Origin of the sequence: uncultured Pseudomonas sp., assembly GCF_913777995.1 — a bacterium.
GTDB lineage: Bacteria > Pseudomonadota > Gammaproteobacteria > Pseudomonadales > Pseudomonadaceae > Aquipseudomonas.
Genome location: NZ_CAJYVE010000010.1, coordinates 172,473 through 198,728, shown reverse-complemented (window position 1 = coordinate 198,728; position 26,256 = coordinate 172,473). Strand labels below are relative to the sequence as shown.

The window sequence follows — 26,256 nt, the reverse complement described above, 5'->3', positions numbered from 1 at the left end:
GGCCTACAGCGGTTTTGCGAAAACACGAATTAGGTTTCTGTAAGGTCTGCATTGTGGCTGTCGCTATCGAATATCAACGTCAGGCCACCGCCAGCGAGCGTTTCCCAGTGCTTCTGCTCGCGTCATCGGTTCACCCACCATGGTGCAGAGCGGCTCACCATTGCGCGTGACCTGCCAATGGCAGCGCCGCTCTATGCCATCGTTGGAAGCCAGCTCGGCGATCAGCTCCAGGCGGTGGTTCTTGATGTAGGCGCGGATCGGGTCAGTGAGCTGGCTGGCTGGTGAAATCCGTACCCGCTTTCCGCTCAACCTTGCGGAAAAGCCCAGGCCGGTGAGGTAGGCGAGTGCGGCCATCAGATCTCCTCCGAGTCATCTTCGAAGAGCTGCGGCGGGAGTCCTTGCTTGATGAATCCCTTCCAGTCGTGCCCTTTTTCTCCAGTCGTGCCCATGCCCAAGGCTGGGCACGACTGGTCATCAGTGGGCACGACTGGCGGAAAGGGGGCGAACTCGCCAGCTGCTTGCGGGAGTGACCAGCGCACTACAGTCTCTCCACCGAACCCAGATCGAGCGGTCACAACGCCCAGCTTTTCCCGTGCATTGCGGATCTGCTTTTGCGTGTAACCGTTGCCGGTCATCAGGCGTTTGGCTTCCTTGCCTGTGAGTGGTCCGCTGGTGAGGATGCGGCGCAGCGCCTCGGCAGGGTCGTCGCTGTCGTCCAGACGTTCGTCATCGACCGCCTCAACGTCGCCCAGGATCTCGCGGGCCGATCCCGTCACCATGTCACCCCAGGCCACGCAGGTGGTCTCGATACCACCGTCAATGGTGCAAGGCTCGATGGTGTAGGACACACCGCCTTCATCGGTGCCGATGTTCGACTTGGCACGCGCCAACACTCGGGCATCGGAGTCTTGCTGCTTGGCGGCCACCAGCACGGTACGGGCCAGGGCCGAGAAAGCTTGCGAGCCGATCACCCGATCTGCTGGACTGGTCCCCATGCCGCCCTTGGCAAAGTGGGAGATACCCACCACGGCGCACAGGTTCTGCTCGGCAAAGTCCACCACGCCCTGTAGGCCGCGGCGCACATCGTTGGCTTTGTGCATATCACCCTTCACGGCGCTGACCACCGGGTCGAGCATCAGCAGGGACACGCCGCCCATTTCGCGGGCTGTCTCGCGCAGCAGGCCGATATCATTCGACGGGTCGAAGGGGTCAGCCTCTCCACGGACGTTGATCCGGCCCTGGATGATCGCCACGCGGTTGAGGTCTGCACCTGCAGCGATCAGCCGCGGCACCAGCGTATCGGATGGGTCATCCTCGGCGGACCAGATCAGCACGTTACCGGGCTGGCCGCAGTGCTCGCCATCCGGCCAGCGACCGGCAGTGGTGATCGTGGCGATCAGACCCAGGAGCAAGGTGGTTTTCCCTGTACCTCCAGCGCCTGCCAAAATGTGCAACTTGCCTTGCGCCAGCCAGCCAGGCCACAGCCAGCGGATCGGTACCGGCTTGATATCGGCGGCGCGCACGGCATTTACTCGCCAGAGCATGGGTGGCTCTGTGCGCTGCTGTGCGGGGGCTGCGCCTTCCCACTGCGCGGCATACGGATCTTCTTTTTTCATACGACCCCCAGGCGCTGCTTGGCCAGGTTGAAACGCTCCAGGTCTTTACCCGTCAACGGGCCTTGCTCAAGGAGCGCCGACCCGATGCGGTAGATGGTTTGTTCGTGTTGCACAGCGGCACGGCTCGGGCCGTTGCGTTCGCGCTTCACGCCGGGAAACAGGTCGCGCAGCTCAAGGCCGATGGCGCAAACAATGTCCAGGGCCGTGCAGCCAGCCCAGCACTTGAGCAGAACCACACCGTCAGAAGCTTCCTTAATGCTCAAGCTGGGGCTCTTGTCGTCATGTGCCGGACAGCACGCATTCCATTTACCAGCGCCAGCAGATTTAACTTTGTCGAGGCGGCTCAGTACGTTTTCCAGGCAAGCCGATCCCGTCGGCGCAAGTGCGCCGTTTTGAGTTTTCATGGTCAGTTACCTGCGTTGGAAGCGAGAAGCCGCTTATCTAACAAGTTGATTTCGTTACCCAGGCACTCGCTGTATTCACTTGCCAGATAGCCTGCAACGCCTACAAGGGTTTGGGTATGTTCTGGGCGGTCGTTCTTGAGTGAGTCTTTTATCGACCAGATAAACGCCCCCAACCAGTCCACTTGCTCCTTGGCTGCTTGAAGTTGATCGAAGGCGGTATTTGCAATATCGGTATTTGGCGAGCTCTTCATTGGAAACCCTCTATGCAAAGATTATCCAGCTCAGTCTGCATAAGGTCAGCCCACTGGGCGCTACGGGTAAGCCAGTCTTCAACTTCTAACAATCCAAGTAGAGTCAGTTCTGGAATCGGAGATTTAGCGGAAGGGTGGTCTTGAATTAGGGTTAGAACGGCTTTGATATTTAAAAAGCCTTCTTGTATAGAATAAATGCTGTCCAGGCCATCGACTGCAATACGGACTGCTGGAGGAAGGGTCATTGCACACCGCCTTGGCCTTCCAAGGCGCGGACTTGTTCCATGTGGTGGTTGTAGCGTTTCAAGCGAACAGAGAGAGAAGATTTTGCGCGAAGGGCACTCAATGCCATGCGGCGGTGAGCAAGTGCGCGGATTGCTGGCGGAATGATGCTAGTCATGGGCGTAGCTCCTTGATTCGAGGAACTGCCACGATCCTTCCTACGGGATTGGGTGGCAGCTGTGTGCAGGGTAGGAATACCGGGAATCAAGGAATCCGGCCAGGCCGAAGCCTGCCCACACACAGCCGCCATAAAAAATGCGGGCGTAAAAAAAGCGCCTGCAATCGTAATGGGGGCGCTGTTGCGCCTTGATCCTTCCGGGTTCCTACGCCCGACCATGGGATTGACCATGGATTTGACCGGAAGATAACGCGACTCACGACTGCTTGCAAGGCCGATTATCTGCCATTCGTCGTGATGGCGCAATGATACTGCTTTGTGCAGTCGTGCCCTTGTGCCCTCAGTAGTGCCCAGCGTAGGGCATGGGCACGACTGGAGAAAAAGGGCACGACTGGAGTGCAGAATGGTCACTTAGGCCACCTCGGAACGCGATTCTGCGATACGGTCGTCGCACCAGGTAATGATCTCGCTTTCGACCCAAACAACGGATTTTGGCCCGAGAGTGATTTGCTTAGGGAAGGTGCCAGCGGCAACGCGACGATAAATCTCGGTGCAGGAGAGGCCGGTGATCGACTCGACTTCTTGGCGCTTGATGAAGCGGCGGGAAGGTTGGGAATTGCTGGAAGTGGTAGCCATCGTCTGCGCCTCCTGGGGCGGTGTGGGTTGCGATGGCTACTGATTGAATAGAAACGGCAACGTGACATACAACGCTGACATGGTGACGCGTCATAGCGTCACTCTGCGAGTGTCATCGTTCGCTCGGTGCATCGTCGGGCCTTATTGCGGCGGCTAGAGTGTTTGTTGTTCGGTTCGGGCCGTCCAATCCTAATGACTCAGCAATGAAGACTGAAACTGTCTTTTGAAGTGGGGGTCTTTGATGATCGAAGCTTATCCAAAAGTGTTCTGCGGCTTTCTTCATAGCGTTTAGCTGTCTGGTTGAGTATGGAAATCCATTAGTAGTTTTCTCTAAGTTTGGGCTGCCTTTGAGCAGGTTTATTGGTATGTCGGAAACTAAGCTGGCGCCTTTTCCAGGAATCCATGCAACGCCGAGCGACTCGATGAACTCGATCCAGGCTGATGGCCTAAATACAATAAATTGGTCGCCAACACTCTCGGTTATTTCATCTTTTCGATGACATTCAACTGTGCCAGGGAATACACACTTGTTTAGGTATTCAATAACTGATTGAACGCTAACTGAGTATCGGTTGTGTGCATTTTCTGGGTTTTTTGGGGTGCTTACCCAGCAAGAATCTTTAGGTAAGAACTTTTCATTGAAGTTCTGGGCAATCATTTTGAAAAGCTTGTGTAAGTGCATTACCGATTCGAGCTTGCTACAGCCAAGCTCGCTCGGGGCGCTCACAGTGACCATTTCTTGAAGAGAGACAACATCACTCCTGGGTCCGGCTGAATTTTTGAACTCAAGGCTCATTAGGCTCTCCTGATAGGTACAACATTGTCACCATTGCAAAGTGCGTCTACCGCATCAGCCCATGCCTGCATCATTTCCCGGCGCTGTTCCAGGTAATGCGCATGGTTGTAGGTGTCGCGGATCGAATCCTGATCGCCGTGGGCAAGCTGACGCTCAATCCAGTCGCGGTTGTAGCCTCGAGAGTTGAGGCTTGTGCTCAGCAGGTGGCGGAAACCGTGGCCGGTCTGGCGACCTTCGTACCCCATTGTGGCGAGGGCCTTATTAACGGTGTTCTCACTCATCGGCCTGGAGCGGTTGTTGCGTCCAGGGAAGGCGATGGGGTAGGTGCCGGTCAGTTCGTGCAGGTTGCGCAGCAGGACGACGGCCTGGCGCGGCAGAGGGACGATGTGGGGGCGCCTGGCCTTCATCCGGGCCGCTGGAATCGTCCAGGTCGCCGTATCCAGGTCGAACTCATCCCACGGCGCCAGCCGTAGCTCTCCAGGTCGAACAGCAGTGAGCAGCAAGAGGCGTATAGCTATCTTGCTATGGATATCGCACTGCGCGGCCTCCAGCCTCTCCAGCAGCTCCGGCAATTCGCTTTCTGATACGTGCGGATGATGGCGGGTGCGAGGCGCATGGGCGGCCACCACGTCCAGATCGGTGGCTGGGTTGCCGGGCACCACACCCTTGGCGAGCCCGAAGCGGAAAATCTGGCTCAGCCATTGACGAACCTTGCGCGCCACGTTGAAGGCTTCGCGCTTCTCGATCCTGCGCACCAGGTCGACCAGCTCCGGGCGCTGGACCTCGGCGGCAGGTCGCTTGCCGATCACCGGAAATATGTCAGCCTCCAGATACTGGAGCGCCTTGGCGGCGGTAGCCGGTGCCCATCGTGGCTGGTTGTAGTCGAACCACTCTCGCGCCAGCGTCTCGATTGTCAGCGCCTGGGCGGCGGCTGCGGCCTTTTCCTGCTGTTTATGGGCGCTGGGATCAATGCCTTGTGCAAGCAGCTTGCGTGCAGCGTCTCGGCGCTCGCGAGCTTGGGCAAGCGTAACAGCAGGGTAGGGGCCAAGGCCCAGCATCTTGGCCTTACCGTCGAAACGGTAGCGCAGGCGCCAGAGTTTCCCGCCAGCAGTCGTCACTTCCAGGCATAGGCCCTGAGCATCTGCGAGACGGTAGAGTTTGTCGCGGGGTTTTGCGGTGCGGATGGCGGTATCTGTGAGTGCCACGGGCGTTCCTCGCAGTGGCCGGCCGGCGCAGGATTGCGGCCGTTTTGTGAGTAGGATTCAGGACCGAACTCGGCCTACTCACAAATCTACTCACATCACATTGGGCTTACAAGGGAATCGCTGGGAACTATGGACACAAAAAAACCGGCTCAATGGCCGGTTTCTCTGGTTATCCGGGTGTTTTGGGTAACACTGGATAAGTATACATGGTGCCCCGAGGGAGACTCGAACTCCCACTCCTTTCGAAAACGGATTTTGAATCCGCCGCGTCTACCAATTCCGCCATCAGGGCTCAGTGGCCGCGAAGTATAGGGAGGCCCTGGCAGGCGGTCAACCATGATTTCCGAGGGTTTTTTACTATTGCTGGCAAAACCGCTAAACTTCCCGGCCCTGCTGGACGACCCCCCTCACCATCATGCGTGTTGCCGACTTTACCTTCGACCTTCCCGATGCCCTGATCGCGCGCCATCCCCTGGCCGAGCGGCGGGCTAGCCGCCTGTTGACCCTGGATGGCCCTACCGGCGCCCTGGCTCATCGTCAATTCACCGACCTGCTGGAGCACCTGCGCCCCGGAGACCTGATGGTGTTCAACAACACCCGGGTGATTCCGGCGCGGCTGTTCGGCCAGAAGGCTTCCGGCGGCAAGCTGGAAATTCTCGTGGAGCGTGTGCTGGACAGCCATCGCGTGCTGGCCCACGTGCGTTCGAGCAAGTCGCCCAAGCCCGGCTCGTCGATCTTGGTCGATGGCGGCGGCGAGGCGACCATGGTGGCGCGTCATGACACGCTGTTCGAGCTGGCCTTCGCCGAGCCGGTGCTGGCGCTGCTGGACCGAGTCGGGCATATGCCGTTGCCTCCTTATATAGACCGCCCCGACGAAGGCGCCGACCGCGAGCGCTACCAGACGGTGTATGCCGAGCGCGCCGGTGCCGTGGCCGCGCCGACGGCTGGCCTGCACTTCGACGAGCCGCTGCTCGAAGCCATCGCCGCCAAGGGCGTAGAGACCGCCTTCGTGACCCTGCATGTCGGTGCCGGGACCTTCCAGCCGGTGCGTGTCGAGCGCATCGAAGACCATCACATGCACAGCGAATGGCTGGAAGTCAGCCAGGATGTGGTCGATGCCGTGGCCGCCTGCCGGGCGCGGGGTGGGCGAGTCATCGCCGTGGGCACCACCAGCGTGCGTTCGCTGGAGAGTGCCGCGCGTGACGGCCAGTTGAAGCCGTTCAGCGGCGATACCGACATCTTCATCTACCCAGGCCGGCCTTTCCATGTGGTCGATGCCCTGGTGACCAATTTCCACCTGCCGGAGTCCACGCTGCTGATGCTGGTTTCCGCATTTGCCGGTTACCCCGAGACCATGGCCGCCTACCAGGCTGCCGTCGAAGAGCGGTACCGCTTCTTCAGTTACGGTGATGCGATGTTCATCACCCGCAATCCCGCGCCCACGGGGCCCCGGGAATCCAACCCGGAGGATCACCCATGAGCCGCACCTGTCGTATGTCTTTCGAACTGCTGGCCACCGACGGCAAGGCCCGTCGTGGCCGCCTGACCTTCCCGCGTGGCGTGGTGGAAACCCCGGCGTTCATGCCGGTGGGCACCTACGGTACGGTGAAAGGCATGCTGCCGCGTGACATCGAGGCCATCGGCGCGCAGATCATCCTCGGCAACACCTTCCACCTGTGGCTGCGTCCGGGCACCGAGGTCATCAAGGCCCACGGCGACCTGCACGATTTCATGCAGTGGAAGGGGCCGATTCTCACCGACTCCGGCGGCTTCCAGGTGTTCAGCCTGGGCGCGATGCGCAAGATCAAGGAGGAGGGCGTGACCTTCGCCTCGCCGGTCGACGGCGCCAAGGTGTTCATGGGCCCGGAAGAGTCGATGCAGGTGCAGCGCGACCTGGGTTCGGACATCGTGATGATCTTCGACGAATGCACGCCGTACCCGGCCAGCGAAGACGTTGCGCGCACTTCCATGGAGCTGTCGCTGCGCTGGGCCAAGCGCTCGAAGATCGCCCATGGCGACAGCGACGCGGCGTTGTTCGGCATCGTCCAGGGCGGCATGCACGAGAACCTGCGCATGCGCTCGTTGGAAGGTCTGAGCGAACTGGACTTCGACGGCCTGGCGATTGGCGGCCTGTCGGTCGGCGAGCCGAAGGAAGAGATGATCAAGGTGCTCGATTACCTGCCCGGCCAGATGCCAGCAGACAAACCTCGTTACTTGATGGGAGTAGGCAAACCCGAGGATCTGGTCGAAGGTGTGCGCCGCGGTGTGGACATGTTCGACTGCGTCATGCCGACCCGTAATGCCCGCAACGGTCATCTGTTCATCGACACCGGTGTATTGAAGATCCGCAATGCGTTCCATCGCCATGATGATTCGCCGCTGGATCCGACCTGTGACTGCTACACCTGCCAGAACTTCTCCCGCGCCTACCTGCACCACTTGGACAAGTGCGGGGAAATGCTGGGTAGCATGCTCAATACGATCCACAATTTGCGGCATTACCAGCGGCTGATGGCTGGTTTGCGCGAGGCTATCCAACAGGGTAAATTGGCCGACTTCGTTGAAGTCTTCTATGCCAAGCGCGGCCTTCCGGTGCCGCCTTTGGGCTGAAACACCGCGAGTTTTTCCTGCTTTACATACCAATTATGAAAATGGAGCGCTAAATGAGCTTTTTCATCTCCCCCGCTTTTGCGGACGGTGCTGCACCTGCGGCCGCTGCTGGTCCGGCGGGTACTGGCTTTGAGTGGATCTTCCTGGTCGGCTTCCTGGTCATCTTTTATCTGATGATCTGGCGTCCACAGGCCAAGCGCGCCAAAGAGCAGAAAAACCTGCTGGGCAACCTGCAGAAAGGCGATGAAGTTGTGACCGCTGGCGGTATCGCCGGAAAAATTACCAAAGTCACTGACGACTTTGTGGTGATCGAGGTGTCGGATAACGTCGAGTTGAAAATCCAGAAGGGCTCGGTTGTAGCCACTCTGCCAAAGGGCACCCTCAAGGCGCTCTGAGTTCCATATCTACCAATCGACGGGGCGCGCAAGGCGCCCCGCGTTCTAAGCGGGCGGCGTGATGCTGAACAAATACCCTCTGTGGAAATACCTACTGATCCTGGTGGTACTGGCGATCGGTTTCATTTATTCCGCACCCAACCTCTATCCTGATGATCCGGCGATCCAGATCAGTGGCACGAGCACGGCCCTGCAGGTTGACCAGTCCGATCTCGACAAGGCCAGCAAGGCGCTGACCGACGCGGGTATCTCGGTCAAGGCGGCGAGCCTCGCCGCGAATGGCAAGGGTGGCCTGTTGCGCCTGACCCGCCAGGAAGACCAGTTGCCAGCCAAGGACGTGGTGCGCAGGGCGCTGGGTGACGACTACGTCGTAGCCTTGAACCTGGCCCGGACCACTCCGGCCTGGCTGCGCAACCTGGGCGCTCACCCGATGAAGCTGGGCCTGGACCTTTCGGGCGGTGTGCACTTCCTTCTCGAAGTGGACATGGACAAGGCCATCGATGCGCGCCTGAACGTGTACGAGGGTGAGGTCAAGACCTTGCTGCGCAAAGAGAAGCTGCGTTATCGCAGCCTGCCGCAGCAGAACAATGTCATCCAGCTGGGCTTCAGCGACAATGCCGAGCGTGACCAGGCCCGCGACCTGATTCGCAAGAATTTCACCGATTTCGAAATTACCCCGTCCGAGCTGAACGGTATCGTCACCCTGCGCCTGGCCCTGACCCAGGCCAAGCTGGCGGAGATCCGCGAATACTCCATCAAGCAGAACCTGACCACGGTGCGCAACCGGGTCAACGAGCTGGGTGTGGCCGAGCCGCTGGTACAACGCCAGGGCGCCAACCGCATCGTGGTCGAGCTGCCAGGTGTGCAGGACACCGCCGAGGCCAAGCGTATTCTCGGCAAGACCGCCAACCTGGAGTTCCGTCTCGGCGCCGGCCCGGATGACACCAAGGCCACCACCGAGACCTTCGAGTTCCGTGAAGGCAATCGTCCGCCTGCCGCTGTCGAGCGTGGTCTGATCATCACCGGTGACCAGGTCACCGACGCCCAGGCCAGCTTCGACGAGCACGGTCGTCCGCAGGTGAACATCAAGCTCGACGGCCATGGCGGTGAGCTGATGAGCCGTGCGACCCGCAGCAACGTGGGTCGCAGCATGGCGGTGATCTTCATCGAGCAACGCCCGGTGACCACCTATGCCAAGCAGATGGTCGATGGCGTCGAGAAGGAAGTGCAGCTGCAGACTTTCAAGGAAGACAAGAAGATCATCAGCCTGGCGACCATCCAGTCGCCGTTGGGCAGCCAGTTCCGTATCACTGGCCTGAACGGCCAGGGTGAGTCGTCCGAGCTGGCCCTGCTGCTGCGCGCTGGTGGCCTGGCTGCACCGATGTACTTCGCTGAAGAGCGCACCATCGGCCCGAGCCTGGGCGCCGACAACATCGCCAAGGGTATCGATGCCTCGCTGTGGGGCATGCTCTTCGTGTCGTTGTTCATCATGGCGATCTACCGCTTCTTCGGTCTCATCGCTACCGTGGCACTGGCCTTCAACATGGTCGCGCTGCTGGCGCTGATGTCGCTGCTGGGGGCTACGCTGACCCTGCCGGGCATCGCCGGTATCGTGCTGACCATGGGCATGGCGGTCGACGCCAACGTGCTGATCTTCTCGCGTATCCGTGAAGAGCTGGCCAATGGCATGAGCGTGCAGCGTGCCATCAACGAAGGTTTCGACCGTGCCTACACGGCGATTCTCGACGCCAACCTGACCAGCCTGCTGGTCGGCGGCATTCTCTACGCCATGGGTACCGGCCCGGTGAAAGGCTTCGCCGTCACCCTGTCGCTGGGTATCTTCACCTCCATGTTCACGGCCATCATGGTGACTCGCGCAATGATCAACCTGATCTTCGGCGGGCGTGACTTCAAGAAGTTGTGGATTTAAGAGGCTGCCATGAAGTTAAAAACCATCAACTTCATGGGCGTGCGCAACGTCGCGTTCGCCCTGACCATGCTCCTGACCCTGCTGGCGTTGTTCAGCTGGTTCCACAAGGGGCTCAACTTCGGCCTGGACTTCACCGGCGGTACGCTCATCGAGCTGACCTATGAGAAGCCGGCAGACCTGGGTAAGGTGCGCCAGGAGCTGGTCGCAGCCGGCTACCACGAAGCCGTGGTGCAGAGCTTCGGTGCGACCACCGACCTGCTGGTGCGCATGCCGGGCGATGACCCGCAGCTGGGCAGCAGTATCGCCAATGCCCTGCGCCAGAGTGGCGCGGACAACCCGGCCACCGTCAAGCGTGTTGAGTTCGTCGGCCCGCAGGTGGGTGAGGAGCTGCGCGACCAGGGCGGTATCGCCATGCTTCTGGCACTGGGCGGCATCCTGATCTACCTGGCGTTCCGCTTCCAGTGGAAGTTCGGCGTCGGTGCGATCGTCTCGCTGGTTCACGACGTGGTCGTGACCATGGGGATTCTGTCGTTCTTCCAGATCACCTTCGACCTCACCGTGCTGGCGTCGGTCCTGGCGATCATCGGCTACTCGCTCAACGACACTATCGTGGTCTTCGACCGGGTGCGGGAGAACTTCCGTGTGCTGCGCAAGGCGTCGTTGATCGAGAACATCAACGTTTCGACCACTCAGACCCTGCTGCGCACCATCGCCACCTCGGTGTCGACGCTGCTGGCAATCGTCGCGCTGTGGATGTTCGGCGGTGACAGCCTGGAAGGTTTCTCCATTGCCTTGTTCGTCGGCGTGCTGGCCGGTACCTACTCGTCCATCTACATCGCCAACGTGGTGCTGATCTGGCTGAAGCTCAGTGCTGAAGACCTGATTCCACCGGTAACCACTGACAAGGTCGACGATCTTCCGTAAACGGCGGGCTTGTTCAGAAAAAGGCGCGAGTTGAACTCGCGCCTTTTTTTATGCTCCAAGGCTAGGCAGTGCGTAGGAATGACTACGTTTTAGAGGTCAGGAGGTTCAAGTGAACAAGTCTCTGTTGGTGGGTGCCGTGTTGGGGGCCGTTGTGGTGACAGCGGGTGGCGCGTTCGCCACCTACAGTCTCGTCAAAGGTCCGGAATACGCCGATGTCCTGGCTGTCGAGCCGGTCAAACAGCAGATCAAGACACCCCGAGAAGTGTGCAAGGACGTGACGGTTACCCGCCGTGCGCCCGTTAAGGACGAGCATCAGATCGTTGGTAGTGTGCTGGGTGCCGTGGCCGGTGGTCTGCTGGGTAACCAGGTGGGCGGTGGCAATGGCAAGAAGATCGCTACGGTGGCCGGTGCTGTAGGTGGTGGCTACGCCGGTAACAAGATCCAGGAGGGTATGCAGGAGCGTGATACCTATACCACCACCCAGACCCGCTGCAACACCGTCAATGACGTCAGCGAGAAGGTCGTGGGCTACGACGTGAAGTACCAGCTGGGCGACAAGGTCGGCAAGGTACGCATGGAGCAGGAGCCCGGTAACCGCATTCCGGTGGACAAGAATGGTCAGTTGATCCTGGGTCAGGCCCAGTAAGCTGCAGTCTTGAGGCTGCTCGCGGGCGGCTTCAAGGTTGTCCAGACACAAAAAAACCGGTCATCAGGACCGGTTTTTTTGTGGCGCTTCGATCAGCGTTTGATCGAAGCGGGCAGGTGAGGTGCGATGGAGGTCAGCACGGCCTTGAAGCACTTGGCATTGCCCGCCACCACGTGACCTTTTTCCAGGAATTCATGACCGCCGGTGAAGTCGCTCACCAGGCCGCCAGCTTCCTGGATGAGCAGGGCGCCTGCGGCGATATCCCACTCGGAAAGGCCCGACTCCCAGAAGGCGTCGAAGCGGCCTGCGGCGACATAGGCCAGGTCCAGGCTGGCGGCGCCGGCGCGGCGGATGCCGGCGGTCTGGCCAATCAGGCTGCGGAACATGCCCAGGTAGTTTTCCAGGTTGTCCAGCTGGTTCTCGCGGAACGGGAAGCCGGTACCCAGCAGTGCGCCTTCCAGGCTGCGACGCGAGCTGACCCGCAGGCGGCGGCCGTTGAGGGCGGCGCCACGGCCACGGCTGGCGGTGAATTCTTCCTGGCGTACCGGGTCGAGCACTACCGCGTGCTCCAGGCGGCCACGGTATTTGCAGGCGATGCTGACGGCGAAGTGCGGGATGCCACGGACGAAGTTGGTGGTGCCGTCCAGGGGGTCGATGATCCACAGGTAGTCGGCGCCTTCGCCCTTGCCGGCGTGCAGGCCGCTTTCCTCGCCGAGGATGCCGTGGTCCGGGTAGGCCTTGCGCAGTGCGGTGATGATGCTTTGCTCGGCAGCGCGGTCGACTTCGCTGACGTAATCCTTGGCTTCTTTTTCATCGACCTTGATGGTATCCAGGCGCTCGATGGAGCGGAAAATCAATTCGCTGGCGTTGCGTGCGGCGCGCAGCGCGATATTCAGCATGGGCTGCATGGATAAATCACCTAGGGTTGTTAAAGAGAGCCGGCCATTTTAGAGGCAGCGACGAATTATTTCCAGCTTCGAGTGTCGTTGCGCCGCGTGCTTCGTCGACCTGAGAAGCGGGGGTGCGGTGTCTATCCGGTCGGTGCTCGACCAAGGCCGCGTGGCGCAAAGCCGACTGCTTCGGTAAGATTTGCGCCCTTGATTTTTCTCAGTGAGCGCTAGCGGTGTTGCAGAACATTCGTGTTGTCCTGGTCGGTACCACGCACCCCGGAAACATCGGTGGGGCGGCGCGTGCCATGAAAAACATGGGCCTGTCGCGCCTGGTGCTGGTCGAGCCGCGGGTGTTCCCTTCGCCCGAGGCTGATGCGCGGGCATCCGGCGCGGACGATATCCTGGCTTCGACCCAGGTGGTGGCTAGCCTGGAGGAGGCGCTGGTGGGTTGCAGCCTGGTGCTGGGTACCAGTGCCCGCGATCGCAGCCTGCCCTGGCCGATGCTCGATCCCCGCGAGTCGGGGATGAAGGTCGTCGAGCAGGCGGCCCTTGGGCAGGAAGTGGCGCTGGTGTTCGGTCGCGAGCATGCCGGCCTGACCAACGAAGAACTGCAGCGCTGTCATTATCATGTGCATATCCAGTCCAACCCGGAGTTCAGTTCGCTGAACCTGGCGGCTGCCGTGCAGGTATTGAGCTATGAGGTGCGCATGGCCTGGCTGGCCGCTGCCGAGCAGGCCTCCGTGGCTGTCGATGCGCCGGGTCGCGATGTGGAGCTGGCGACCATGGACGAGATGGAAGGCTTCTATGCGCACCTGGAGCAGACCCTGGTGGCCATCGGTTTTCTCGACCCCGAGAAGCCTCGCCACTTGATGGCGCGGCTGCGCCGCCTGTACGCACGCAGCGAGGTCGAGCGGCCGGAGCTGAGCATTCTCAGGGGAATCCTCACGGAAACCCAGAAAGCGGCACGGGGTGAGCCCCATAAACGGAAGGATCAGTGATGTTCGAGCGTTTGCGAGAAGATATCCAAAGCGTTTTCCATCGTGACCCGGCGGCGCGCAATGCCTTCGAGGTGCTGACCTGTTATCCCGGCATGCATGCCGTGTGGATGCACCGCCTAGCCCACAAGCTGTGGACCGGCAACTGGAAGTTGTTGGCGCGGATGGTCTCCAATTTCAGCCGCTGGATGACCGGCATCGAGATTCATCCGGGGGCGAAGATCGGTCGACGCTTCTTCATCGACCACGGCATGGGTATCGTCATTGGTGAAACTGCCGAGATCGGTAACGACGTAACGCTTTATCAGGGCGTGACCTTGGGCGGCACCAGCTGGAACGCTGGCAAGCGTCATCCGACGCTGGAAGATGGTGTAGTGGTAGGGGCGGGGGCCAAGGTGCTGGGGCCCTTCACTGTCGGTGCGGGGGCGAAGATCGGCTCCAACGCGGTGGTCACCAAGGCGGTGCCGGCCGGTGCAACGGCGGTGGGCATTCCGGGGCGTATCATTGTCAAGACCGACGACGAGGTGGAGGCCAAGCGCAAGGCCATGGCCGAGAAGCTGGGGTTCGATGCCTACGGTGTCGGCCAGGACATGCCAGACCCCATCGCCCGCGCCATCGGGCAATTGCTCGATCACCTGCAGGCCGTCGATGTCCGTCTGGAAGGCATGTGCGGTGCACTGAACAAGTTGGGCAGTGATTACTGCGCCGGTGAATTGCCGGAGCTGCGCGACGAGGTCTTCGAGTGCGTCAAGGATCGCCCGGAGCAGGCGCAGGCTTGAAATGTGTCAATGTGCGCCCATGTTTGCTATGATGCCGCCCGCTATTTCGGGGTAAATCCGAGTGTTTTGCTTGGTTTTATAGTTGACTCAAATACTCGGGAATAGCATACTCGCACCCATTCTGAACCATTGCGGTACATGCCATGCGATTGACTACCAAAGGCCGATACGCTGTGACAGCCATGCTCGATCTGGCTTTGCATGCGCAGCACGGTCCCGTCTCTTTGGCCGATATCTCCGAGCGCCAGGGCATTTCCCTGTCGTACCTGGAGCAGCTGTTCGCCAAGCTGCGGCGCAGTAACCTGGTGTCGAGCGTGCGGGGCCCCGGTGGGGGCTACCAGCTTTCGCGTGACATGAAAGGCATCCAGGTGGCCCAGGTGGTCGATGCGGTCAACGAGTCGGTCGATGCCACCCGTTGCCAGGGTTTGGGCGATTGCCACGCCGGTGATACCTGCCTGACCCACCACCTGTGGTGCGACCTTAGTCAACAGATCCACGAGTTCCTCAGCGGTATTAGCCTGGCCGACCTCGTCACTCGCCGTGAAGTGCAGGAAGTCGCTCAGCGCCAGGATCTGCGTCGCTGCTCGAACACGAGCAACATGTCGCAACTGGGTAAGATTGAAACGTCCGCCGTCGAATGAACGCAGATGAATGAGCGGTGCGCCTGCCTGATAGGAGATATGCAATGAAGTTGCCGATTTACCTCGATTATTCCGCGACGACGCCGGTCGATCCGCGTGTCGCCCAGAAGATGATGGATTGCCTGACTGTCGACGGCAACTTCGGTAACCCGGCATCTCGCTCCCATGTGTTCGGCTGGAAGGCCGAGGAAGCCGTCGAGAACGCCCGTCGCCAGGTCGCCGATCTGGTTGGTGCCGACCCGCGCGAGATCGTCTGGACCTCGGGTGCCACCGAGTCCGACAACCTGGCCCTCAAGGGCGTGGCGCACTTCTATCACACCAAGGGCAAGCACATCATCACTTCCAAGATCGAGCACAAGGCGATCCTGGACACCGCGCGCCAGCTGGAGCGCGAAGGTTTCGAAGTCACCTACCTCGAGCCGGGCGAAGACGGCATCGTCACCCCAGCCATGGTCGAGGCTGCCCTGCGTGAAGACACCATTCTGGTGTCGGTCATGCACGTCAACAACGAGGTCGGTACCATTACCGACATCGCCGCCATTGGCGAGCTGACCCGCTCGCGCGGCGTGCTGTTCCATGTCGATGCTGCTCAGTCGCCAGGCAAGGTCGAGATCGACCTGTCGAAGATGAAAGTCGACCTGATGTCCTTTTCCGCGCACAAGGCCTACGGCCCCAAGGGCATCGGTGCCCTGTACGTGAGCCGCAAGCCGCGTGTACGCCTGGAAGCCACCATGCACGGCGGCGGTCACGAGCGCGGTATGCGTTCCGGCACCCTGCCGACCCACCAGATCGTCGGCATGGGTGAAGCCTTCCGCATCGCCAAGCAAGAGATGGCCGCCGAGAACCAGCGTATCAAGGCCCTGAGCGAGCGCTTCTTCAAGAAGCTCGAAGACCTCGAAGAGCTGTACGTCAACGGCAGCCTGACCGCCCGTATTCCGCACAACCTGAACCTGAGTTTCAACTACGTCGAGGGTGAGTCGCTGATCATGGCGCTCAAGGACCTCGCCGTGTCGTCCGGTTCGGCCTGTACTTCGGCATCCCTGGAACCGTCTTACGTCCTGCGTGCCCTGGGCCGCAACGACGAGCTGGCGCACAGTTCGATCCGTTTCACCTTCGGCCGCTTCACCACCGAGGAAGACGTCGACTACGCCGCCGAGAAGGTCCGCGAGGCGGTGACCAAGCTGCGCGAACTGTCGCCGCTGTGGGACATGTACAAAGACGGTGTCGACATCTCCAAGATCGAGTGGGCGGCGCACTAATCGAAAGCCGCCTCCCGGACAGGCCGCCGCCGCGCGGCCTGCAGAGCGGCACCCTGATGTGAGAGGAACAGAACCATGGCTTACAGTGAAAAGGTCATCGACCACTACGAGAACCCCCGCAACGTCGGCAAGATGAATGCCGAGGACCCGGATGTCGGTACCGGCATGGTCGGTGCTCCGGCTTGTGGCGACGTCATGCGCCTGCAGATCAAGGTCAACGAGCAAGGCGTGATCGAAGACGCCAAGTTCAAGACCTACGGTTGCGGTTCGGCCATTGCCTCCAGCTCCCTGGCCACCGAGTGGATGAAGGGCAAGACCCTGGACGAAGCCGAAACCATCAAGAACACCCAGCTGGCCGAAGAACTGGCCCTGCCGCCAGTCAAGATCCACTGCTCGGTTCTGGCCGAAGATGCGATCAAGGCCGCTGTGCGTGACTACAAGCAGAAGAAAGGCCTGCTGTAAGCCGCCTTTCCCTGCATCGCTGGGCAAAACCAAGGAGCTCCGATGGCAATCAGCATGACAGAAGCCGCCGCCAACCACGTTCGCCGTTCCCTCGACGGGCGCGGCAAGGGTGAGGGCATTCGCCTTGGCGTGCGTACCACGGGCTGTTCGGGTCTGGCCTATGTGCTGGAATTCGTCGACGAGACGGCCCCGGAAGATTCGGTATTCGAATCCCATGGCGTGAAGGTCATCATCGACCCCAAGAGCCTGGTGTATCTCGACGGCACTGAGCTGGACTTCGTCCGCGAAGGGTTGAACGAAGGCTTCAAGTTCAACAACCCCAACTCGCGCGGTGAGTGCGGCTGCGGCGAAAGCTTCAACGTCTGAGGCGATCGATCGTGGGAACTCCTTGTCATTTCGCGTTGTTCGACCTCAAGCCCGGCTTCGAGGTGGACGTCGACCAGCTGGCCAGCCGCTACCGCGAACTGGCGCGCAGCGTACACCCGGATCGTTTCGCCGATGCCCCCGAGCATGAGCAGCGCCAGGCGCTGGAACGCTCGGCCAATCTCAACGAGGCCTACCAGACGCTGCGCAGCGCGCCGCGTCGCGCTCGCTACCTGCTGGCCTTGCAGGGCGGCGAGGTGCCGCTTGAGGTGACGGTGCATGACCCGGACTTCCTGCTTCAGCAAATGCAGTGGCGCGAAGAACTCGAAGACCTCCAGGACGACGCAGACCTGGACGGCGTCGCCGCCTTCAAGCGCCGCCTCAAGGCTGCCCAGCAGGAACTCAACGACAGCTTCGCCGCCTGTTGGGACGACGCAGCGCAACGCGAACAGGCCGAGCGCCTGATGCGGCGCATGCAGTTTCTCGACAAGCTCTCTCAAGAAGTGCGCCAGCTCGAAGAGCGCCTCGACGACTAACCCTGTGCGGTTGCGGCCGCACGCCTGTGATTATTCTTAAAAGCATGGCCTTACTGCAGATCGCCGAACCTGGCCAGAGTCCACAACCGCATCAGCGCCGTCTGGCTGTCGGTATCGACCTGGGCACCACCAATTCGCTGGTCGCTGCTTTGCGCAGCGGTCTTTCCGAGCCGCTGCCCGATGAGAACGGTCAGGTCATCCTGCCGTCGGCAGTGCGCTACCATGCCGACCGTGTCGAAGTCGGGCAGGCTGCCAAAGCGGCTGCCTTGCTGGACCCGCTGAACACCGTGCTTTCGGTCAAGCGCCTGATGGGGCGTGGCCTGAGCGACGTCAAGCAGCTGGGTGAGCAATTGCCCTATCGCTTCGTCGAAGGTGAGTCCCACATGCCATTCATCGACACCGTACAGGGCGCCAAGAGCCCGGTGCAGGTGTCGGCCGACATTCTCAAGACCTTGCGCCTGCGCGCCGAATCCACCCTCGGTGGCGAGCTGGTCGGTGCAGTGATCACCGTGCCGGCCTATTTCGACGATGCCCAGCGTCAGGCCACCAAGGACGCGGCCAAGCTGGCCGGCCTGAACGTGCTGCGCCTGCTCAACGAGCCGACCGCTGCGGCGGTGGCCTATGGTCTGGACCAGCAGGCTGAAGGTGTCGTGGCCATTTATGACCTGGGCGGCGGTACGTTCGATATTTCCATCCTGCGCCTGACCGGTGGGGTGTTCGAAGTGTTGGCCACCGGCGGAGATACAGCGCTGGGTGGTGACGATTTCGACCACGCCATTGCTCAGTGGATCATCCAGGGTGCCGGCTTGTCCGCCGACCTGGCGCCTGCTGCACAGCGCAGCCTGTTGCAGGCGGCTTGCGCGGCGAAGGAAGCCTTGACCGACTCGGCGAGTGTCGAGGTGGTCTACGAATGCTGGCGTGCCGAGCTGACCCGTGAAGCCTTCAATGCGCTGATCGAGCCGATGATCGCGCGCAGCCTCAAGGCGTGCCGCCGTGCCGTGCGTGACGCGGACATCGAGATCGACGACGTTCAGGCCGTGGTCATGGTCGGTGGTTCGACCCGTGTGCCGCGCGTGCGGGAGGCCGTGGCCGAGCTGTTCGGTCGCCAGCCGCTGACCGAGATCGACCCTGATCAGGTGGTGGCCATCGGTGCGGCGATCCAGGCCGATACCCTGGCGGGCAACAAGCGTGACGGTGGCGAGCTGTTGCTGCTCGATGTCATCCCGCTGTCGCTCGGTCTTGAGACCATGGGCGGGCTGATGGAGAAAGTCATCGCCCGCAACACCACCATTCCGGTGGCGCGTGGCCAGGAATTCACCACCTACAAAGACGGCCAGACAGCCATGATGATTCATGTGCTGCAGGGCGAGCGCGAGCTGATCAGCGATTGCCGCTCCCTGGCGCGCTTCGAGTTGCGTGGCATTCCGCCGATGGTCGCCGGTGCGGCGAAGATTCGCGTGACCTTCCAGGTCGATGCCGATGGCCTGCTCAGCGTCGCGGCACGTGAGCTGGGTTCGGGTGTCGAGGCCAGCATTCAGGTCAAGCCGTCCTATGGGCTGACCGATGGCGAGATTGCCCGCATGCTCAAGGACTCGTTCCAGCATGCCGGTCAGGACAAGGCGGCGCGCGCCCTGCGCGAGCTGCAAGTGGATGCCGAGCGTCTGCTGGAGGCCGTTCAGGGTGCCCTGGAAGCCGATGGCGAGCGCCTGCTCGACGAAGAAGAGCGCCTGGTGATCAGGCTGCAGATGGATGAACTCCGTGAACTGATGCAAGGCACCGATGGCCCGGCCATCGAGCAGCAGACCAAGCGTCTGTCGCAGGTGACCGATGCATTTGCTGCCCGACGCCTGGATTCGACGGTCAAAGCCGCATTGGCGGGGCGCAACCTGAATGATATCGAGGAATAATTGATGCCGAAGGTGACTTTCCTGCCCCATCACGAGCATTGCCCTGAGGGGATGGTCGTCGAGGCCGAGCCGGGGGTTTCGATCCTCGAACTGGCCCATGAGCATCACATCGAGATCGAGAGCGCCTGTGGTGGCGTATGTGCCTGCACCACCTGCCACTGCATCATCCGCAAGGGTTTCGACTCGACCGGCGAGCTGGACGAGCTGGAAGAAGACATGCTGGACAAGGCCTGGGGTCTTGAGCCGCAATCGCGCCTGGCCTGTCAGGCCCGGGTCGGTGACCAGGACATCACCGTCGAGATTCCCAAGTACTCGCTCAACCATGCTGCCGAGCCGCCGCACTGATTCCTGAGGAAAACCGTTCATGAGTCTCAAATGGGTTGATGTGCTGGAAATCGCGATCCAGTTGGCTGAAACGCGGCCTGACGTGGATCCGCGCTATGTGAATTTCGTCGACCTGCGCGACTGGGTGACCCAGCTGCCGGAGTTCGATGATCAGCGTGATCGCGGCGGAGAAAAGGTCCTGGAGGCCATTCAGGCTGCCTGGATCGAAGAACTCGACTGAAAGTGCGGTCGGCGGCGCGGGCGAGCAATCGTTGCCCTGGGGCGCAAGGCCCGATTTTCCGGGCCGTAACGCCTCGGCGACAGGTCCGCACTGGTGGTTCTATGCATCGCGTTAGGCAATACCTCATAACCCGCGTATAATTCGCGGGTTTAATTTTTCGCTTTAATCTCTGTTTCTGGAGTTTCACCATGGCTGTTCAACGTACCTTCTCCATCATCAAGCCAGACGCCGTTGCCAAGAACGTCATCGGCAAGATCACCTCTCGCTTCGAAGAAGCCGGTCTGCGCATCGTTGCCTCGAAAATGAAGCAACTGTCCAAGGCCGAAGCCGAAGGCTTCTACGCCGAGCACAAAGAGCGCGGCTTCTTCGGTGACCTGGTTGCCTTCATGACTTCCGGTCCGGTTGTCGTTCAGGTTCTGGAAGGCGAGAACGCTATCGCTCGCAACCGTGAGCTGATGGGCGCTACCAACCCTAAAGAAGCTGCTGCTGGCACCATCCGTGCCGACTTCGCCGAGTCCATCGACGCCAACGCCGTCCACGGTTCCGACTCCGAAGCCGCTGCTGCACGTGAAATCGCTTACTTCTTCGCTGCAACCGAGGTAACCGCTCGCTAAGCCTTCGGGTTATCGAGTGAAGGGTGAATCCATGATTGCGACCACTGGTAAAACCAACCTGCTGGGCCTGACCCAGCCGGAAATGGAAAAATTCTTCGAGTCCATCGGGGAGAAACGCTTCCGTGCCGGTCAGGTCATGAAGTGGATTCACCACTTTGGCGTCGATGATTTCGACGCCATGACCAACGTCGGCAAAGCCCTGCGCGAAAAGCTCAAGGCGTGTGCCGAGATCCGCGGCCCCGAAGTGGTCAGCGAGGACATCTCCAGCGACGGTACCCGCAAATGGGTCGTGCGCGTGGCGTCCGGCAGCTGCGTCGAGACCGTGTTCATTCCCCAGGGCAAACGTGGCACCTTGTGCGTTTCGTCCCAGGCAGGCTGTGCCCTGGACTGCAGCTTCTGCTCCACCGGCAAGCAAGGCTTCAACAGCAACCTCACCGCCGCCGAAGTCATCGGCCAGGTGTGGATCGCCAACAAATCCTTCGGCAGCGTACCCGCCACCATCGACCGTGCCATCACCAACGTGGTGATGATGGGCATGGGTGAGCCGCTGCTGAACTTCGACAATGTCATCGCCGCCATGCATCTGATGATGGATGACCTGGGGTATGGCATTTCCAAGCGCCGGGTGACACTGTCCACCTCCGGCGTGGTACCGATGATCGACGAACTGGCCAAGCACATCGACGTGTCCCTGGCACTGTCGCTGCATGCGCCTAACGACGAGCTGCGCAACAAGCTGGTACCGCTGAACAAGAAATACCCCCTGAGCGTGCTGCTCGACTCCTGCCGCCGCTACATGGCTGCGTTGGGTGAAAAGCGCGTGCTGACCATCGAGTACACCCTGCTCAAGGATGTCAACGACCAGCCCCAGCACGCCACCGAGATGATCGAGCTGCTCAAGGACACCCCTTGCAAGATCAACCTCATCCCGTTCAACCCGTTCCCGCATTCCGGCTACGAGCGGCCTAGCAACAACGCCATCCGCCGCTTCCAGGACATGCTGCACAACGCCGGCTACAACGTCACCGTACGGACTACCCGTGGCGAAGACATCGATGCCGCCTGTGGCCAGCTGGTCGGCCAGGTGATGGACCGCACACGGCGCAGCGAACGCTACATCGCCGTTCGTGAGCTTGAAGCCGGGACCGGGCAGGACCGTCGCGCGGCTTCTTGAACCTGACTGCAAAGAGAGACTCCATGTCTGTGCGTGCCTCGCTGCTGTTATGTTTCGCCTTCTGGCTGGCAGGATGTGTTTCGTCGGGTGACGTCAACCCGTTGTCCACCAGCAAGGGGCGCGAAGAGGCACGCAAGGCCTATGTGCAACTGGGACTGGGGTATCTGCAGGAAGGGCAGACCGAGCGCGCCAAGGTGCCCTTGAAGAAGGCCCTGGACCTCGACGGCAACGACCCTGATGCCAATGCCGCCCTGGCCCTGGTGTTCCAGGCCGAGATGGAGCCGAAGCTGGCCGACGAGTACTACCTCAAGGCGATCGCCGCCAGCAAGGGCGATGCACGCATCGTCAACAACTACGGCAGTTTTCTCTACGAGCAGGGGCGTTATAAGGACGCTTACGCGCGTTTCGAACAGGCCGCCGCCGATAACCTGTATCCTGAGCGCTCCCGCGTCTTCGAAAGCCTTGGCATGACCGCCCTGAAGCTCGGGCAGCGTGAACAGGCTCGTGAGCATTTCATCCGTGCCCTGCGTCTGGACCGGCGTCAGCCGCGCGCGTTGCTGGAAATGGCAGAGCTGTATTACGAAGATGGGCAGTACGTCCCGGCGCGTGAATACTACGAACGTTACAGTCAGCTCAGCCAGCAGAACGCTCGCAGCCTGCTGCTCGGCCTGCGCCTGGCGAAGATCTACGAAGACCGCAACACTGCAGCCAGTTATGGTCTGCAGTTGAAAAGACTCTATCCCGGTACGCCGGAATATCAGCAATACCTGTCGGAGCAATGATGAAAACGGCGCATCCCGAAGTTGTAGCAGCCCATCGCGCAAATCCTGGGGAGACCCTGCGCCAGGCCCGTGAGCATCAGAATTGGTCGTTGCCTGACGTGGCCCACCGGCTCAACCTCACCGTCTCCTCGTTGAACCACGTCGAGAACGGCGATTTCGACAGGCTGCCCGGTCACACCTTCGCGCGCGGTTATGTGCGGGCCTATGCCAAGCTGCTGGGGCTCGACCAGGCTGCGCTGGTCGCGCAGTTCGACCAGTACACCGGTACCGACGGCAAGGGCAGCGAAGTCCACTCGCTGGGGCGTATCGAAGAGCCGGTGCGGCTGTCGCACAACATCCTGCGTATCGTCAGCCTGCTGTTGCTGCTGGTGCTGGTCGGTGGCGGCTTCCTCTGGTGGCAGGACCAGGCTGCACAGCGTGGCAAGGACCTCACCGGCCTGGTGATGGAGCACGTCGAAGTCGAAAGCGCCGATGGCACCACGCAGATTCACCCGATCGACGAGCCGCAGCAACCGGCCCCGGCGCCTGCTCAGGCCAGCGAGGGGGGCAGCGCGCCATTGCCATTGAACCCGTCCTCGACCGCGGCGCCGGCCCCTGAGTCCATCGCCAGCGCTCCTGCGCCAGCCGTCCAGGCGCCGAGTGCCCCGTCCACCACCCCTGCGACCCCGGCAGTCCAGGGCAGCAGCACTCAGCAGGCCCCGAGCGCCCCGAGCGTAGCGCACACCCCGGCAGGCACGGCCCCGGCGGCGCCTTCCGCACCGGCCTCTTCCGAGCCTATCGCGCCGATCCTGCCGGGTTCCGCCCAGGTCACCATGAAGTTCACCGCCGACTGCTGGACCCAGGTGACCGACGGTAATGGCAAGGTGCTGGTCAGTGCCCTCAAGCGCAAGGGCGAAAACCTCGAAGTCAGCGGCAAGCCGCCGTTTTCGGTCCGCCTGGGCTTCGCACGAGGGGCCGAGGTCAGTTATAACGGACAGCCTGTAGACGTCGCTCCATTCACCACCGGCGAAACCGCTCGCCTGAAGCTAGGGCAATAAGTCATGCACGGCCATTCCCCCATCAAGCGTCGCGAATCCAGAAAGATCTGGGTCGGTTCCGTACCGGTCGGTGGCGATGCCCCGATCGCCGTGCAGAGCATGACCAACAGCGACACCAACGACGTCGCCGCCACGGTCGCGCAGATCAACCGTCTGGAAGCCGCCGGTGTCGACATCGTGCGCGTTTCGGTGCCGGACATGGACGCCGCCGAGGCGTTCGGGCGCATCAAGCAGCAGGTCAAGGTGCCGCTGGTCGCCGACATCCACTTCGACTATCGCATTGCCCTGCGCGTGGCCGAGCTGGGTGTCGACTGCCTGCGCATCAACCCCGGCAACATTGGCCGTGAGGATCGCGTCAAGGCGGTGGTCGATGCGGCGCGTGACCGTGGTATCCCGATCCGCATCGGCGTCAACGCCGGTTCGCTGGAAAAGGACCTGCAGAAGAAATACGGCGAGCCGACCCCCGAAGCGCTGGTCGAGTCCGCACTGCGCCATGTCGAGCACCTGGACCGCCTGAACTTCCAGGACTTCAAGGTCAGCGTGAAGGCGTCCGACGTGTTCATGGCCGTCGAGGCCTACCGCCAGCTGGCGCGGCAGATCGTCCAGCCCCTGCACCTGGGTATCACCGAAGCCGGTGGCCTGCGCTCCGGTACGGTGAAGTCCGCCGTGGGCCTGGGGATGCTGCTTGCCGAAGGGATTGGCGATACTATCCGCATCTCGCTGGCCGCCGACCCGGTGGAAGAGGTCAAGGTCGGTTACGACATCCTCAAGTCGCTGCACCTGCGTTCCCGTGGTATCAACTTCATCGCCTGCCCGAGCTGCTCGCGGCAGAACTTCGATGTGGTCAAGACCATGAACGAACTCGAAGGTCGCCTGGAGGACCTGCTGGTGCCCATGGATGTCGCGGTCATCGGCTGCGTGGTCAATGGCCCGGGTGAAGCCAAGGAGGCCCATATCGGCCTGACCGGTGGCAGCCCGAACCTGATCTACATCGATGGCAAGCCGTCGCAGAAGCTGGGTAACGAGAACCTCGTCTCCGAACTGGAGCGCCTGATTCGCGAGAAGGCCGCTGAAAAGGCAGAAGCCGACGCCGCCGTGATCGTGCGCGGCTAATCAAGATTGCTAAGGATTTTTTGTGAGTAAGTCTCTGCAAGCCATTCGTGGCATGAACGACATCCTGCCCGAGCAGACCCCGCTGTGGCGCTATTTCGAAGGCACCGTATCGGGTCTGCTGGACAACTACGGCTATCGGCAGATCCGTATGCCGATCGTCGAGTTCACCGAGCTGTTCAAGCGCTCTATCGGCGAAGTGACCGATATCGTCGAAAAAGAGATGTACACCTTCGCCGACCGCAACGGCGATTCCCTGACCCTGCGCCCCGAAGGCACCGCAGCCTGCGTGCGTGCGGTGCTGGAGCACGGCATCACTGGCGGTGGCCAGGTGCAGAAACTCTGGTACATCGGCCCGATGTTCCGCCACGAGCGTCCGCAGAAGGGCCGCTACCGGCAGTTCCACCAGATCGGTGTGGAAGTCTTCAACCTCGACGGCCCGGACATCGACGCCGAGCTGATCGTGCTGACCTGGCGCCTGTGGGGGCAGTTGGGCATTCGCGATGCGGTCAAGCTCGAACTCAACAGCCTGGGCACCAGCGAGGCGCGTGCCCGCTACCGTGACGCCCTGGTCGAATTCCTTGCCGCACGGCATGAACAGCTCGACGAAGACAGCCAGCGTCGTCTGAAGACCAATCCGCTGCGTATTCTCGACACCAAGAGCCCGGAAACCCAGGCCCTGTTGGTAGACGCGCCGAAACTGGCCGACTACCTCGACGAAGAGTCGCGGGTGCATTTCGAAGGTCTCAAGGCGCGTCTGGATGCCGCTGGCATTCCTTACGTGATCAACCCCAAGCTGGTTCGCGGCCTGGATTACTACAGCAAGACCGTATTCGAGTGGGTCACCGACAAGCTGGGTGCCCAGGGCACCGTTTGCGCCGGTGGCCGCTACGACGGCCTGGTCGAGCAGATGGGCGGCAAGCCGACGGCAGGCGTAGGCTTCGCCATGGGCATCGAGCGCCTGGTCCTGCTGCTGGAAACCCTGGAGCAGGTGCCGGCCGATCTGGCCCGTCAGGTCGACGTCTACCTCTGCGCCTTCGGTGAGCAGGCCGAGCTGGCTGCCCTGGCGCTGACCGAGCAGGTGCGTGACCAGTTGCCCAACCTGCGTCTGCAGGTCAACGCCGGCGCCGGCAGTTTCAAGAGCCAGTTCAAGAAAGCCGACAAGAGCGGCGCACTGTTCGCACTGATCCTGGGCGAAGAAGAACTGGCCAACCGGCAGATCGGTGTCAAGCCGCTGCGCGGGCAGGGCGAGCAACAGAACATTGCCTGGGAGGCTCTGGCCGAGCACCTGGCGAACAGCCTGGCACAGGCTTGAACGAATAAAACAGC

The 26,256-nt window shown here is 61.3% G+C and carries 32 protein-coding genes and 1 tRNA gene; 22 read left to right on the top strand and 11 right to left on the bottom strand.

The window, feature by feature from the left end; all coding sequences use genetic code 11:
* Positions 1–63: 63 nt before the first annotated feature.
* The 10 genes from QZ497_RS03705 to QZ497_RS03660 all read right to left on the bottom strand — a co-directional run bounded on the left by QZ497_RS03705 (position 64) and on the right by QZ497_RS03660 (position 5,600).
* A complete protein-coding gene (locus QZ497_RS03705; RefSeq protein WP_295471175.1) occupies positions 64–354 on the bottom strand; it encodes a hypothetical protein in 291 nt (96 codons plus the stop codon).
* The gene (locus QZ497_RS03700) at positions 354–1,616 is read right to left on the bottom strand and encodes an AAA family ATPase (RefSeq protein ID WP_295471173.1); all 1,263 of its coding nucleotides are present in this window, start codon (positions 1,614–1,616) and stop codon (positions 354–356) included. Before QZ497_RS03700 ends, QZ497_RS03705 begins: the two co-directional genes overlap by 1 nt.
* Positions 1,613–2,020 (bottom strand): virulence-associated protein E, encoded by a 408-nt coding sequence (locus QZ497_RS03695; RefSeq protein ID WP_295471172.1) that lies wholly within the window; start codon positions 2,018–2,020, stop codon positions 1,613–1,615. Before QZ497_RS03695 ends, QZ497_RS03700 begins: the two co-directional genes overlap by 4 nt.
* Positions 2,021–2,022: 2 nt before the next feature.
* Entirely contained in the window at positions 2,023–2,271 is a 249-nt protein-coding gene (locus QZ497_RS03690; protein WP_295471170.1) for a hypothetical protein, read from the bottom strand.
* Positions 2,268–2,516 carry a hypothetical protein gene (locus QZ497_RS03685; RefSeq protein WP_295471168.1) on the bottom strand — a complete coding sequence of 83 codons (249 nt, stop codon included), beginning with the start codon at positions 2,514–2,516 and terminating at the stop codon, positions 2,268–2,270. The genes QZ497_RS03690 and QZ497_RS03685 overlap by 4 nt, the downstream gene beginning before the upstream one ends.
* Positions 2,513–2,671: a hypothetical protein gene (locus QZ497_RS03680; RefSeq protein ID WP_295471167.1), complete on the bottom strand. Its 159-nt coding sequence runs from the start codon at positions 2,669–2,671 to the stop codon at positions 2,513–2,515. The genes QZ497_RS03685 and QZ497_RS03680 overlap by 4 nt, the downstream gene beginning before the upstream one ends.
* Before the next feature lie 411 nt (positions 2,672–3,082).
* The gene (locus tag QZ497_RS03675; RefSeq protein ID WP_295471166.1) at positions 3,083–3,307 is read right to left on the bottom strand and encodes an AlpA family transcriptional regulator; all 225 of its coding nucleotides are present in this window, start codon (positions 3,305–3,307) and stop codon (positions 3,083–3,085) included.
* Between the two features lie 112 nt (positions 3,308–3,419).
* Positions 3,420–4,103 carry a hypothetical protein gene (locus tag QZ497_RS03670; RefSeq protein ID WP_295471165.1) on the bottom strand — a complete coding sequence of 228 codons (684 nt, stop codon included), beginning with the start codon at positions 4,101–4,103 and terminating at the stop codon, positions 3,420–3,422.
* Positions 4,103–5,308, bottom strand: coding sequence for an integrase arm-type DNA-binding domain-containing protein (locus tag QZ497_RS03665; protein WP_295471163.1), 1,206 nt, complete (start codon positions 5,306–5,308; stop codon positions 4,103–4,105). Before QZ497_RS03665 ends, QZ497_RS03670 begins: the two co-directional genes overlap by 1 nt.
* 207 nt (positions 5,309–5,515) lie before the next feature.
* Positions 5,516–5,600 (bottom strand) — tRNA-Leu (locus QZ497_RS03660).
* A gap of 123 nt (positions 5,601–5,723) precedes the next feature.
* Between QZ497_RS03660 and queA the strand changes: the two genes are divergently transcribed.
* The 6 genes from queA to QZ497_RS03630 all read left to right on the top strand — a co-directional run bounded on the left by queA (position 5,724) and on the right by QZ497_RS03630 (position 11,813).
* Positions 5,724–6,788, top strand: coding sequence for a tRNA preQ1(34) S-adenosylmethionine ribosyltransferase-isomerase QueA (queA, locus tag QZ497_RS03655; RefSeq protein WP_295471162.1), 1,065 nt, complete (start codon positions 5,724–5,726; stop codon positions 6,786–6,788).
* 14 nt (positions 6,789–6,802) lie between these two features.
* Positions 6,803–7,918 carry a tRNA guanosine(34) transglycosylase Tgt gene (tgt, locus tag QZ497_RS03650; protein ID WP_295471571.1) on the top strand — a complete coding sequence of 372 codons (1,116 nt, stop codon included), beginning with the start codon at positions 6,803–6,805 and terminating at the stop codon, positions 7,916–7,918.
* A gap of 53 nt (positions 7,919–7,971) precedes the next feature.
* Positions 7,972–8,313 (top strand): preprotein translocase subunit YajC, encoded by a 342-nt coding sequence (gene yajC / locus QZ497_RS03645; RefSeq protein ID WP_295471160.1) that lies wholly within the window; start codon positions 7,972–7,974, stop codon positions 8,311–8,313.
* Positions 8,314–8,374: 61 nt separating this feature from the next.
* Positions 8,375–10,243: a protein translocase subunit SecD gene (gene secD / locus QZ497_RS03640; protein WP_295471159.1), complete on the top strand. Its 1,869-nt coding sequence runs from the start codon at positions 8,375–8,377 to the stop codon at positions 10,241–10,243.
* A 9-nt stretch (positions 10,244–10,252) separates the two neighbouring features.
* Positions 10,253–11,167 carry a protein translocase subunit SecF gene (gene secF / locus QZ497_RS03635; protein WP_295471157.1) on the top strand — a complete coding sequence of 305 codons (915 nt, stop codon included), beginning with the start codon at positions 10,253–10,255 and terminating at the stop codon, positions 11,165–11,167.
* A gap of 109 nt (positions 11,168–11,276) precedes the next feature.
* The gene (locus QZ497_RS03630) at positions 11,277–11,813 is read left to right on the top strand and encodes a glycine zipper 2TM domain-containing protein (RefSeq protein WP_295471156.1); all 537 of its coding nucleotides are present in this window, start codon (positions 11,277–11,279) and stop codon (positions 11,811–11,813) included.
* Positions 11,814–11,905: 92 nt separating this feature from the next.
* On the opposite strand, the gene suhB is transcribed toward QZ497_RS03630, so the two are convergent.
* Positions 11,906–12,721 carry an inositol-phosphate phosphatase gene (gene suhB / locus QZ497_RS03625; RefSeq protein ID WP_295471155.1) on the bottom strand — a complete coding sequence of 272 codons (816 nt, stop codon included), beginning with the start codon at positions 12,719–12,721 and terminating at the stop codon, positions 11,906–11,908.
* 215 nt (positions 12,722–12,936) lie between these two features.
* Between suhB and trmJ the strand changes: the two genes are divergently transcribed.
* The 16 genes from trmJ (at position 12,937) to hisS (ending at position 26,242) form a co-directional block, all read left to right on the top strand.
* Positions 12,937–13,701, top strand: a complete 765-nt coding sequence (gene trmJ, locus QZ497_RS03620; protein ID WP_295471153.1) for a tRNA (cytosine(32)/uridine(32)-2'-O)-methyltransferase TrmJ — start codon at positions 12,937–12,939, stop codon at positions 13,699–13,701.
* Positions 13,701–14,477: a serine O-acetyltransferase gene (gene cysE / locus QZ497_RS03615; RefSeq protein WP_295471152.1), complete on the top strand. Its 777-nt coding sequence runs from the start codon at positions 13,701–13,703 to the stop codon at positions 14,475–14,477. The genes trmJ and cysE overlap by 1 nt, the downstream gene beginning before the upstream one ends.
* 143 nt (positions 14,478–14,620) lie before the next feature.
* Complete coding sequence (gene iscR, locus QZ497_RS03610) at positions 14,621–15,118, top strand: Fe-S cluster assembly transcriptional regulator IscR (protein WP_295471150.1); 498 nt, start codon at positions 14,621–14,623, stop codon at positions 15,116–15,118.
* A gap of 44 nt (positions 15,119–15,162) precedes the next feature.
* The gene (locus QZ497_RS03605) at positions 15,163–16,377 is read left to right on the top strand and encodes an IscS subfamily cysteine desulfurase (RefSeq protein ID WP_295471148.1); all 1,215 of its coding nucleotides are present in this window, start codon (positions 15,163–15,165) and stop codon (positions 16,375–16,377) included.
* Positions 16,378–16,452: 75 nt separating this feature from the next.
* Positions 16,453–16,839, top strand: a complete 387-nt coding sequence (gene iscU / locus QZ497_RS03600) for a Fe-S cluster assembly scaffold IscU (protein ID WP_002552476.1) — start codon at positions 16,453–16,455, stop codon at positions 16,837–16,839.
* Positions 16,840–16,881: 42 nt separating this feature from the next.
* Positions 16,882–17,205 (top strand): iron-sulfur cluster assembly protein IscA, encoded by a 324-nt coding sequence (gene iscA / locus QZ497_RS03595; protein ID WP_295471088.1) that lies wholly within the window; start codon positions 16,882–16,884, stop codon positions 17,203–17,205.
* A gap of 11 nt (positions 17,206–17,216) precedes the next feature.
* On the top strand, positions 17,217–17,738 hold the full coding sequence (gene hscB, locus QZ497_RS03590) for a co-chaperone HscB (RefSeq protein WP_295471086.1): 522 nt from the start codon (positions 17,217–17,219) through the stop codon (positions 17,736–17,738).
* 44 nt (positions 17,739–17,782) lie between these two features.
* Positions 17,783–19,645, top strand: a complete 1,863-nt coding sequence (gene hscA / locus QZ497_RS03585) for a Fe-S protein assembly chaperone HscA (RefSeq protein WP_295471084.1) — start codon at positions 17,783–17,785, stop codon at positions 19,643–19,645.
* Between the two features lie 3 nt (positions 19,646–19,648).
* Positions 19,649–19,990, top strand: coding sequence for an ISC system 2Fe-2S type ferredoxin (gene fdx, locus QZ497_RS03580; RefSeq protein WP_295471082.1), 342 nt, complete (start codon positions 19,649–19,651; stop codon positions 19,988–19,990).
* A gap of 19 nt (positions 19,991–20,009) precedes the next feature.
* On the top strand, positions 20,010–20,210 hold the full coding sequence (gene iscX / locus QZ497_RS03575) for a Fe-S cluster assembly protein IscX (protein ID WP_295471080.1): 201 nt from the start codon (positions 20,010–20,012) through the stop codon (positions 20,208–20,210).
* A 188-nt stretch (positions 20,211–20,398) separates the two neighbouring features.
* Positions 20,399–20,824: a nucleoside-diphosphate kinase gene (gene ndk / locus QZ497_RS03570; RefSeq protein WP_295471079.1), complete on the top strand. Its 426-nt coding sequence runs from the start codon at positions 20,399–20,401 to the stop codon at positions 20,822–20,824.
* 31 nt (positions 20,825–20,855) lie between these two features.
* Complete coding sequence (gene rlmN / locus QZ497_RS03565; protein ID WP_295471077.1) at positions 20,856–21,998, top strand: 23S rRNA (adenine(2503)-C(2))-methyltransferase RlmN; 1,143 nt, start codon at positions 20,856–20,858, stop codon at positions 21,996–21,998.
* A gap of 23 nt (positions 21,999–22,021) precedes the next feature.
* Entirely contained in the window at positions 22,022–22,780 is a 759-nt protein-coding gene (gene pilW / locus QZ497_RS03560; protein ID WP_295471075.1) for a type IV pilus biogenesis/stability protein PilW, read from the top strand.
* Positions 22,780–23,817, top strand: a complete 1,038-nt coding sequence (locus QZ497_RS03555; RefSeq protein WP_295471073.1) for a RodZ family helix-turn-helix domain-containing protein — start codon at positions 22,780–22,782, stop codon at positions 23,815–23,817. The genes pilW and QZ497_RS03555 overlap by 1 nt, the downstream gene beginning before the upstream one ends.
* A gap of 3 nt (positions 23,818–23,820) precedes the next feature.
* Complete coding sequence (ispG, locus tag QZ497_RS03550) at positions 23,821–24,930, top strand: flavodoxin-dependent (E)-4-hydroxy-3-methylbut-2-enyl-diphosphate synthase (RefSeq protein ID WP_295471072.1); 1,110 nt, start codon at positions 23,821–23,823, stop codon at positions 24,928–24,930.
* Positions 24,931–24,952: 22 nt separating this feature from the next.
* On the top strand, positions 24,953–26,242 hold the full coding sequence (hisS, locus tag QZ497_RS03545; RefSeq protein WP_295471071.1) for a histidine--tRNA ligase: 1,290 nt from the start codon (positions 24,953–24,955) through the stop codon (positions 26,240–26,242).
* The last annotated feature ends 14 nt before the right edge of the window (positions 26,243–26,256 follow it).

What these genes read in the sequence shown, in the direction of transcription:
- QZ497_RS03705 (WP_295471175.1), bottom strand. Translation starts at nt 354, where the DNA reads ATGGCCGCACTCGCCTACCTCACCGGCCTGGGCTTTTCCGCAAGGTTG.
- QZ497_RS03700 (WP_295471173.1), bottom strand. Translation starts at nt 1,616, where the DNA reads ATGAAAAAAGAAGATCCGTATGCCGCGCAGTGGGAAGGCGCAGCCCCC.
- QZ497_RS03695 (WP_295471172.1), bottom strand. Translation starts at nt 2,020, where the DNA reads ATGAAAACTCAAAACGGCGCACTTGCGCCGACGGGATCGGCTTGCCTG.
- QZ497_RS03690 (WP_295471170.1), bottom strand. Translation starts at nt 2,271, where the DNA reads ATGAAGAGCTCGCCAAATACCGATATTGCAAATACCGCCTTCGATCAA.
- QZ497_RS03685 (WP_295471168.1), bottom strand. Translation starts at nt 2,516, where the DNA reads ATGACCCTTCCTCCAGCAGTCCGTATTGCAGTCGATGGCCTGGACAGC.
- QZ497_RS03680 (WP_295471167.1), bottom strand. Translation starts at nt 2,671, where the DNA reads ATGACTAGCATCATTCCGCCAGCAATCCGCGCACTTGCTCACCGCCGC.
- QZ497_RS03675 (WP_295471166.1), bottom strand. Translation starts at nt 3,307, where the DNA reads ATGGCTACCACTTCCAGCAATTCCCAACCTTCCCGCCGCTTCATCAAG.
- QZ497_RS03670 (WP_295471165.1), bottom strand. Translation starts at nt 4,103, where the DNA reads ATGAGCCTTGAGTTCAAAAATTCAGCCGGACCCAGGAGTGATGTTGTC.
- queA (WP_295471162.1), top strand. Translation starts at nt 5,724, where the DNA reads ATGCGTGTTGCCGACTTTACCTTCGACCTTCCCGATGCCCTGATCGCG.
- tgt (WP_295471571.1), top strand. Translation starts at nt 6,803, where the DNA reads ATGTCTTTCGAACTGCTGGCCACCGACGGCAAGGCCCGTCGTGGCCGC.
- yajC (WP_295471160.1), top strand. Translation starts at nt 7,972, where the DNA reads ATGAGCTTTTTCATCTCCCCCGCTTTTGCGGACGGTGCTGCACCTGCG.
- secD (WP_295471159.1), top strand. Translation starts at nt 8,375, where the DNA reads ATGCTGAACAAATACCCTCTGTGGAAATACCTACTGATCCTGGTGGTA.
- secF (WP_295471157.1), top strand. Translation starts at nt 10,253, where the DNA reads ATGAAGTTAAAAACCATCAACTTCATGGGCGTGCGCAACGTCGCGTTC.
- suhB (WP_295471155.1), bottom strand. Translation starts at nt 12,721, where the DNA reads ATGCAGCCCATGCTGAATATCGCGCTGCGCGCCGCACGCAACGCCAGC.
- cysE (WP_295471152.1), top strand. Translation starts at nt 13,701, where the DNA reads ATGTTCGAGCGTTTGCGAGAAGATATCCAAAGCGTTTTCCATCGTGAC.
- iscR (WP_295471150.1), top strand. Translation starts at nt 14,621, where the DNA reads ATGCGATTGACTACCAAAGGCCGATACGCTGTGACAGCCATGCTCGAT.
- QZ497_RS03605 (WP_295471148.1), top strand. Translation starts at nt 15,163, where the DNA reads ATGAAGTTGCCGATTTACCTCGATTATTCCGCGACGACGCCGGTCGAT.
- iscU (WP_002552476.1), top strand. Translation starts at nt 16,453, where the DNA reads ATGGCTTACAGTGAAAAGGTCATCGACCACTACGAGAACCCCCGCAAC.
- iscA (WP_295471088.1), top strand. Translation starts at nt 16,882, where the DNA reads ATGGCAATCAGCATGACAGAAGCCGCCGCCAACCACGTTCGCCGTTCC.
- hscA (WP_295471084.1), top strand. Translation starts at nt 17,783, where the DNA reads ATGGCCTTACTGCAGATCGCCGAACCTGGCCAGAGTCCACAACCGCAT.
- fdx (WP_295471082.1), top strand. Translation starts at nt 19,649, where the DNA reads ATGCCGAAGGTGACTTTCCTGCCCCATCACGAGCATTGCCCTGAGGGG.
- iscX (WP_295471080.1), top strand. Translation starts at nt 20,010, where the DNA reads ATGAGTCTCAAATGGGTTGATGTGCTGGAAATCGCGATCCAGTTGGCT.
- ndk (WP_295471079.1), top strand. Translation starts at nt 20,399, where the DNA reads ATGGCTGTTCAACGTACCTTCTCCATCATCAAGCCAGACGCCGTTGCC.
- rlmN (WP_295471077.1), top strand. Translation starts at nt 20,856, where the DNA reads ATGATTGCGACCACTGGTAAAACCAACCTGCTGGGCCTGACCCAGCCG.
- pilW (WP_295471075.1), top strand. Translation starts at nt 22,022, where the DNA reads ATGTCTGTGCGTGCCTCGCTGCTGTTATGTTTCGCCTTCTGGCTGGCA.
- QZ497_RS03555 (WP_295471073.1), top strand. Translation starts at nt 22,780, where the DNA reads ATGAAAACGGCGCATCCCGAAGTTGTAGCAGCCCATCGCGCAAATCCT.
- ispG (WP_295471072.1), top strand. Translation starts at nt 23,821, where the DNA reads ATGCACGGCCATTCCCCCATCAAGCGTCGCGAATCCAGAAAGATCTGG.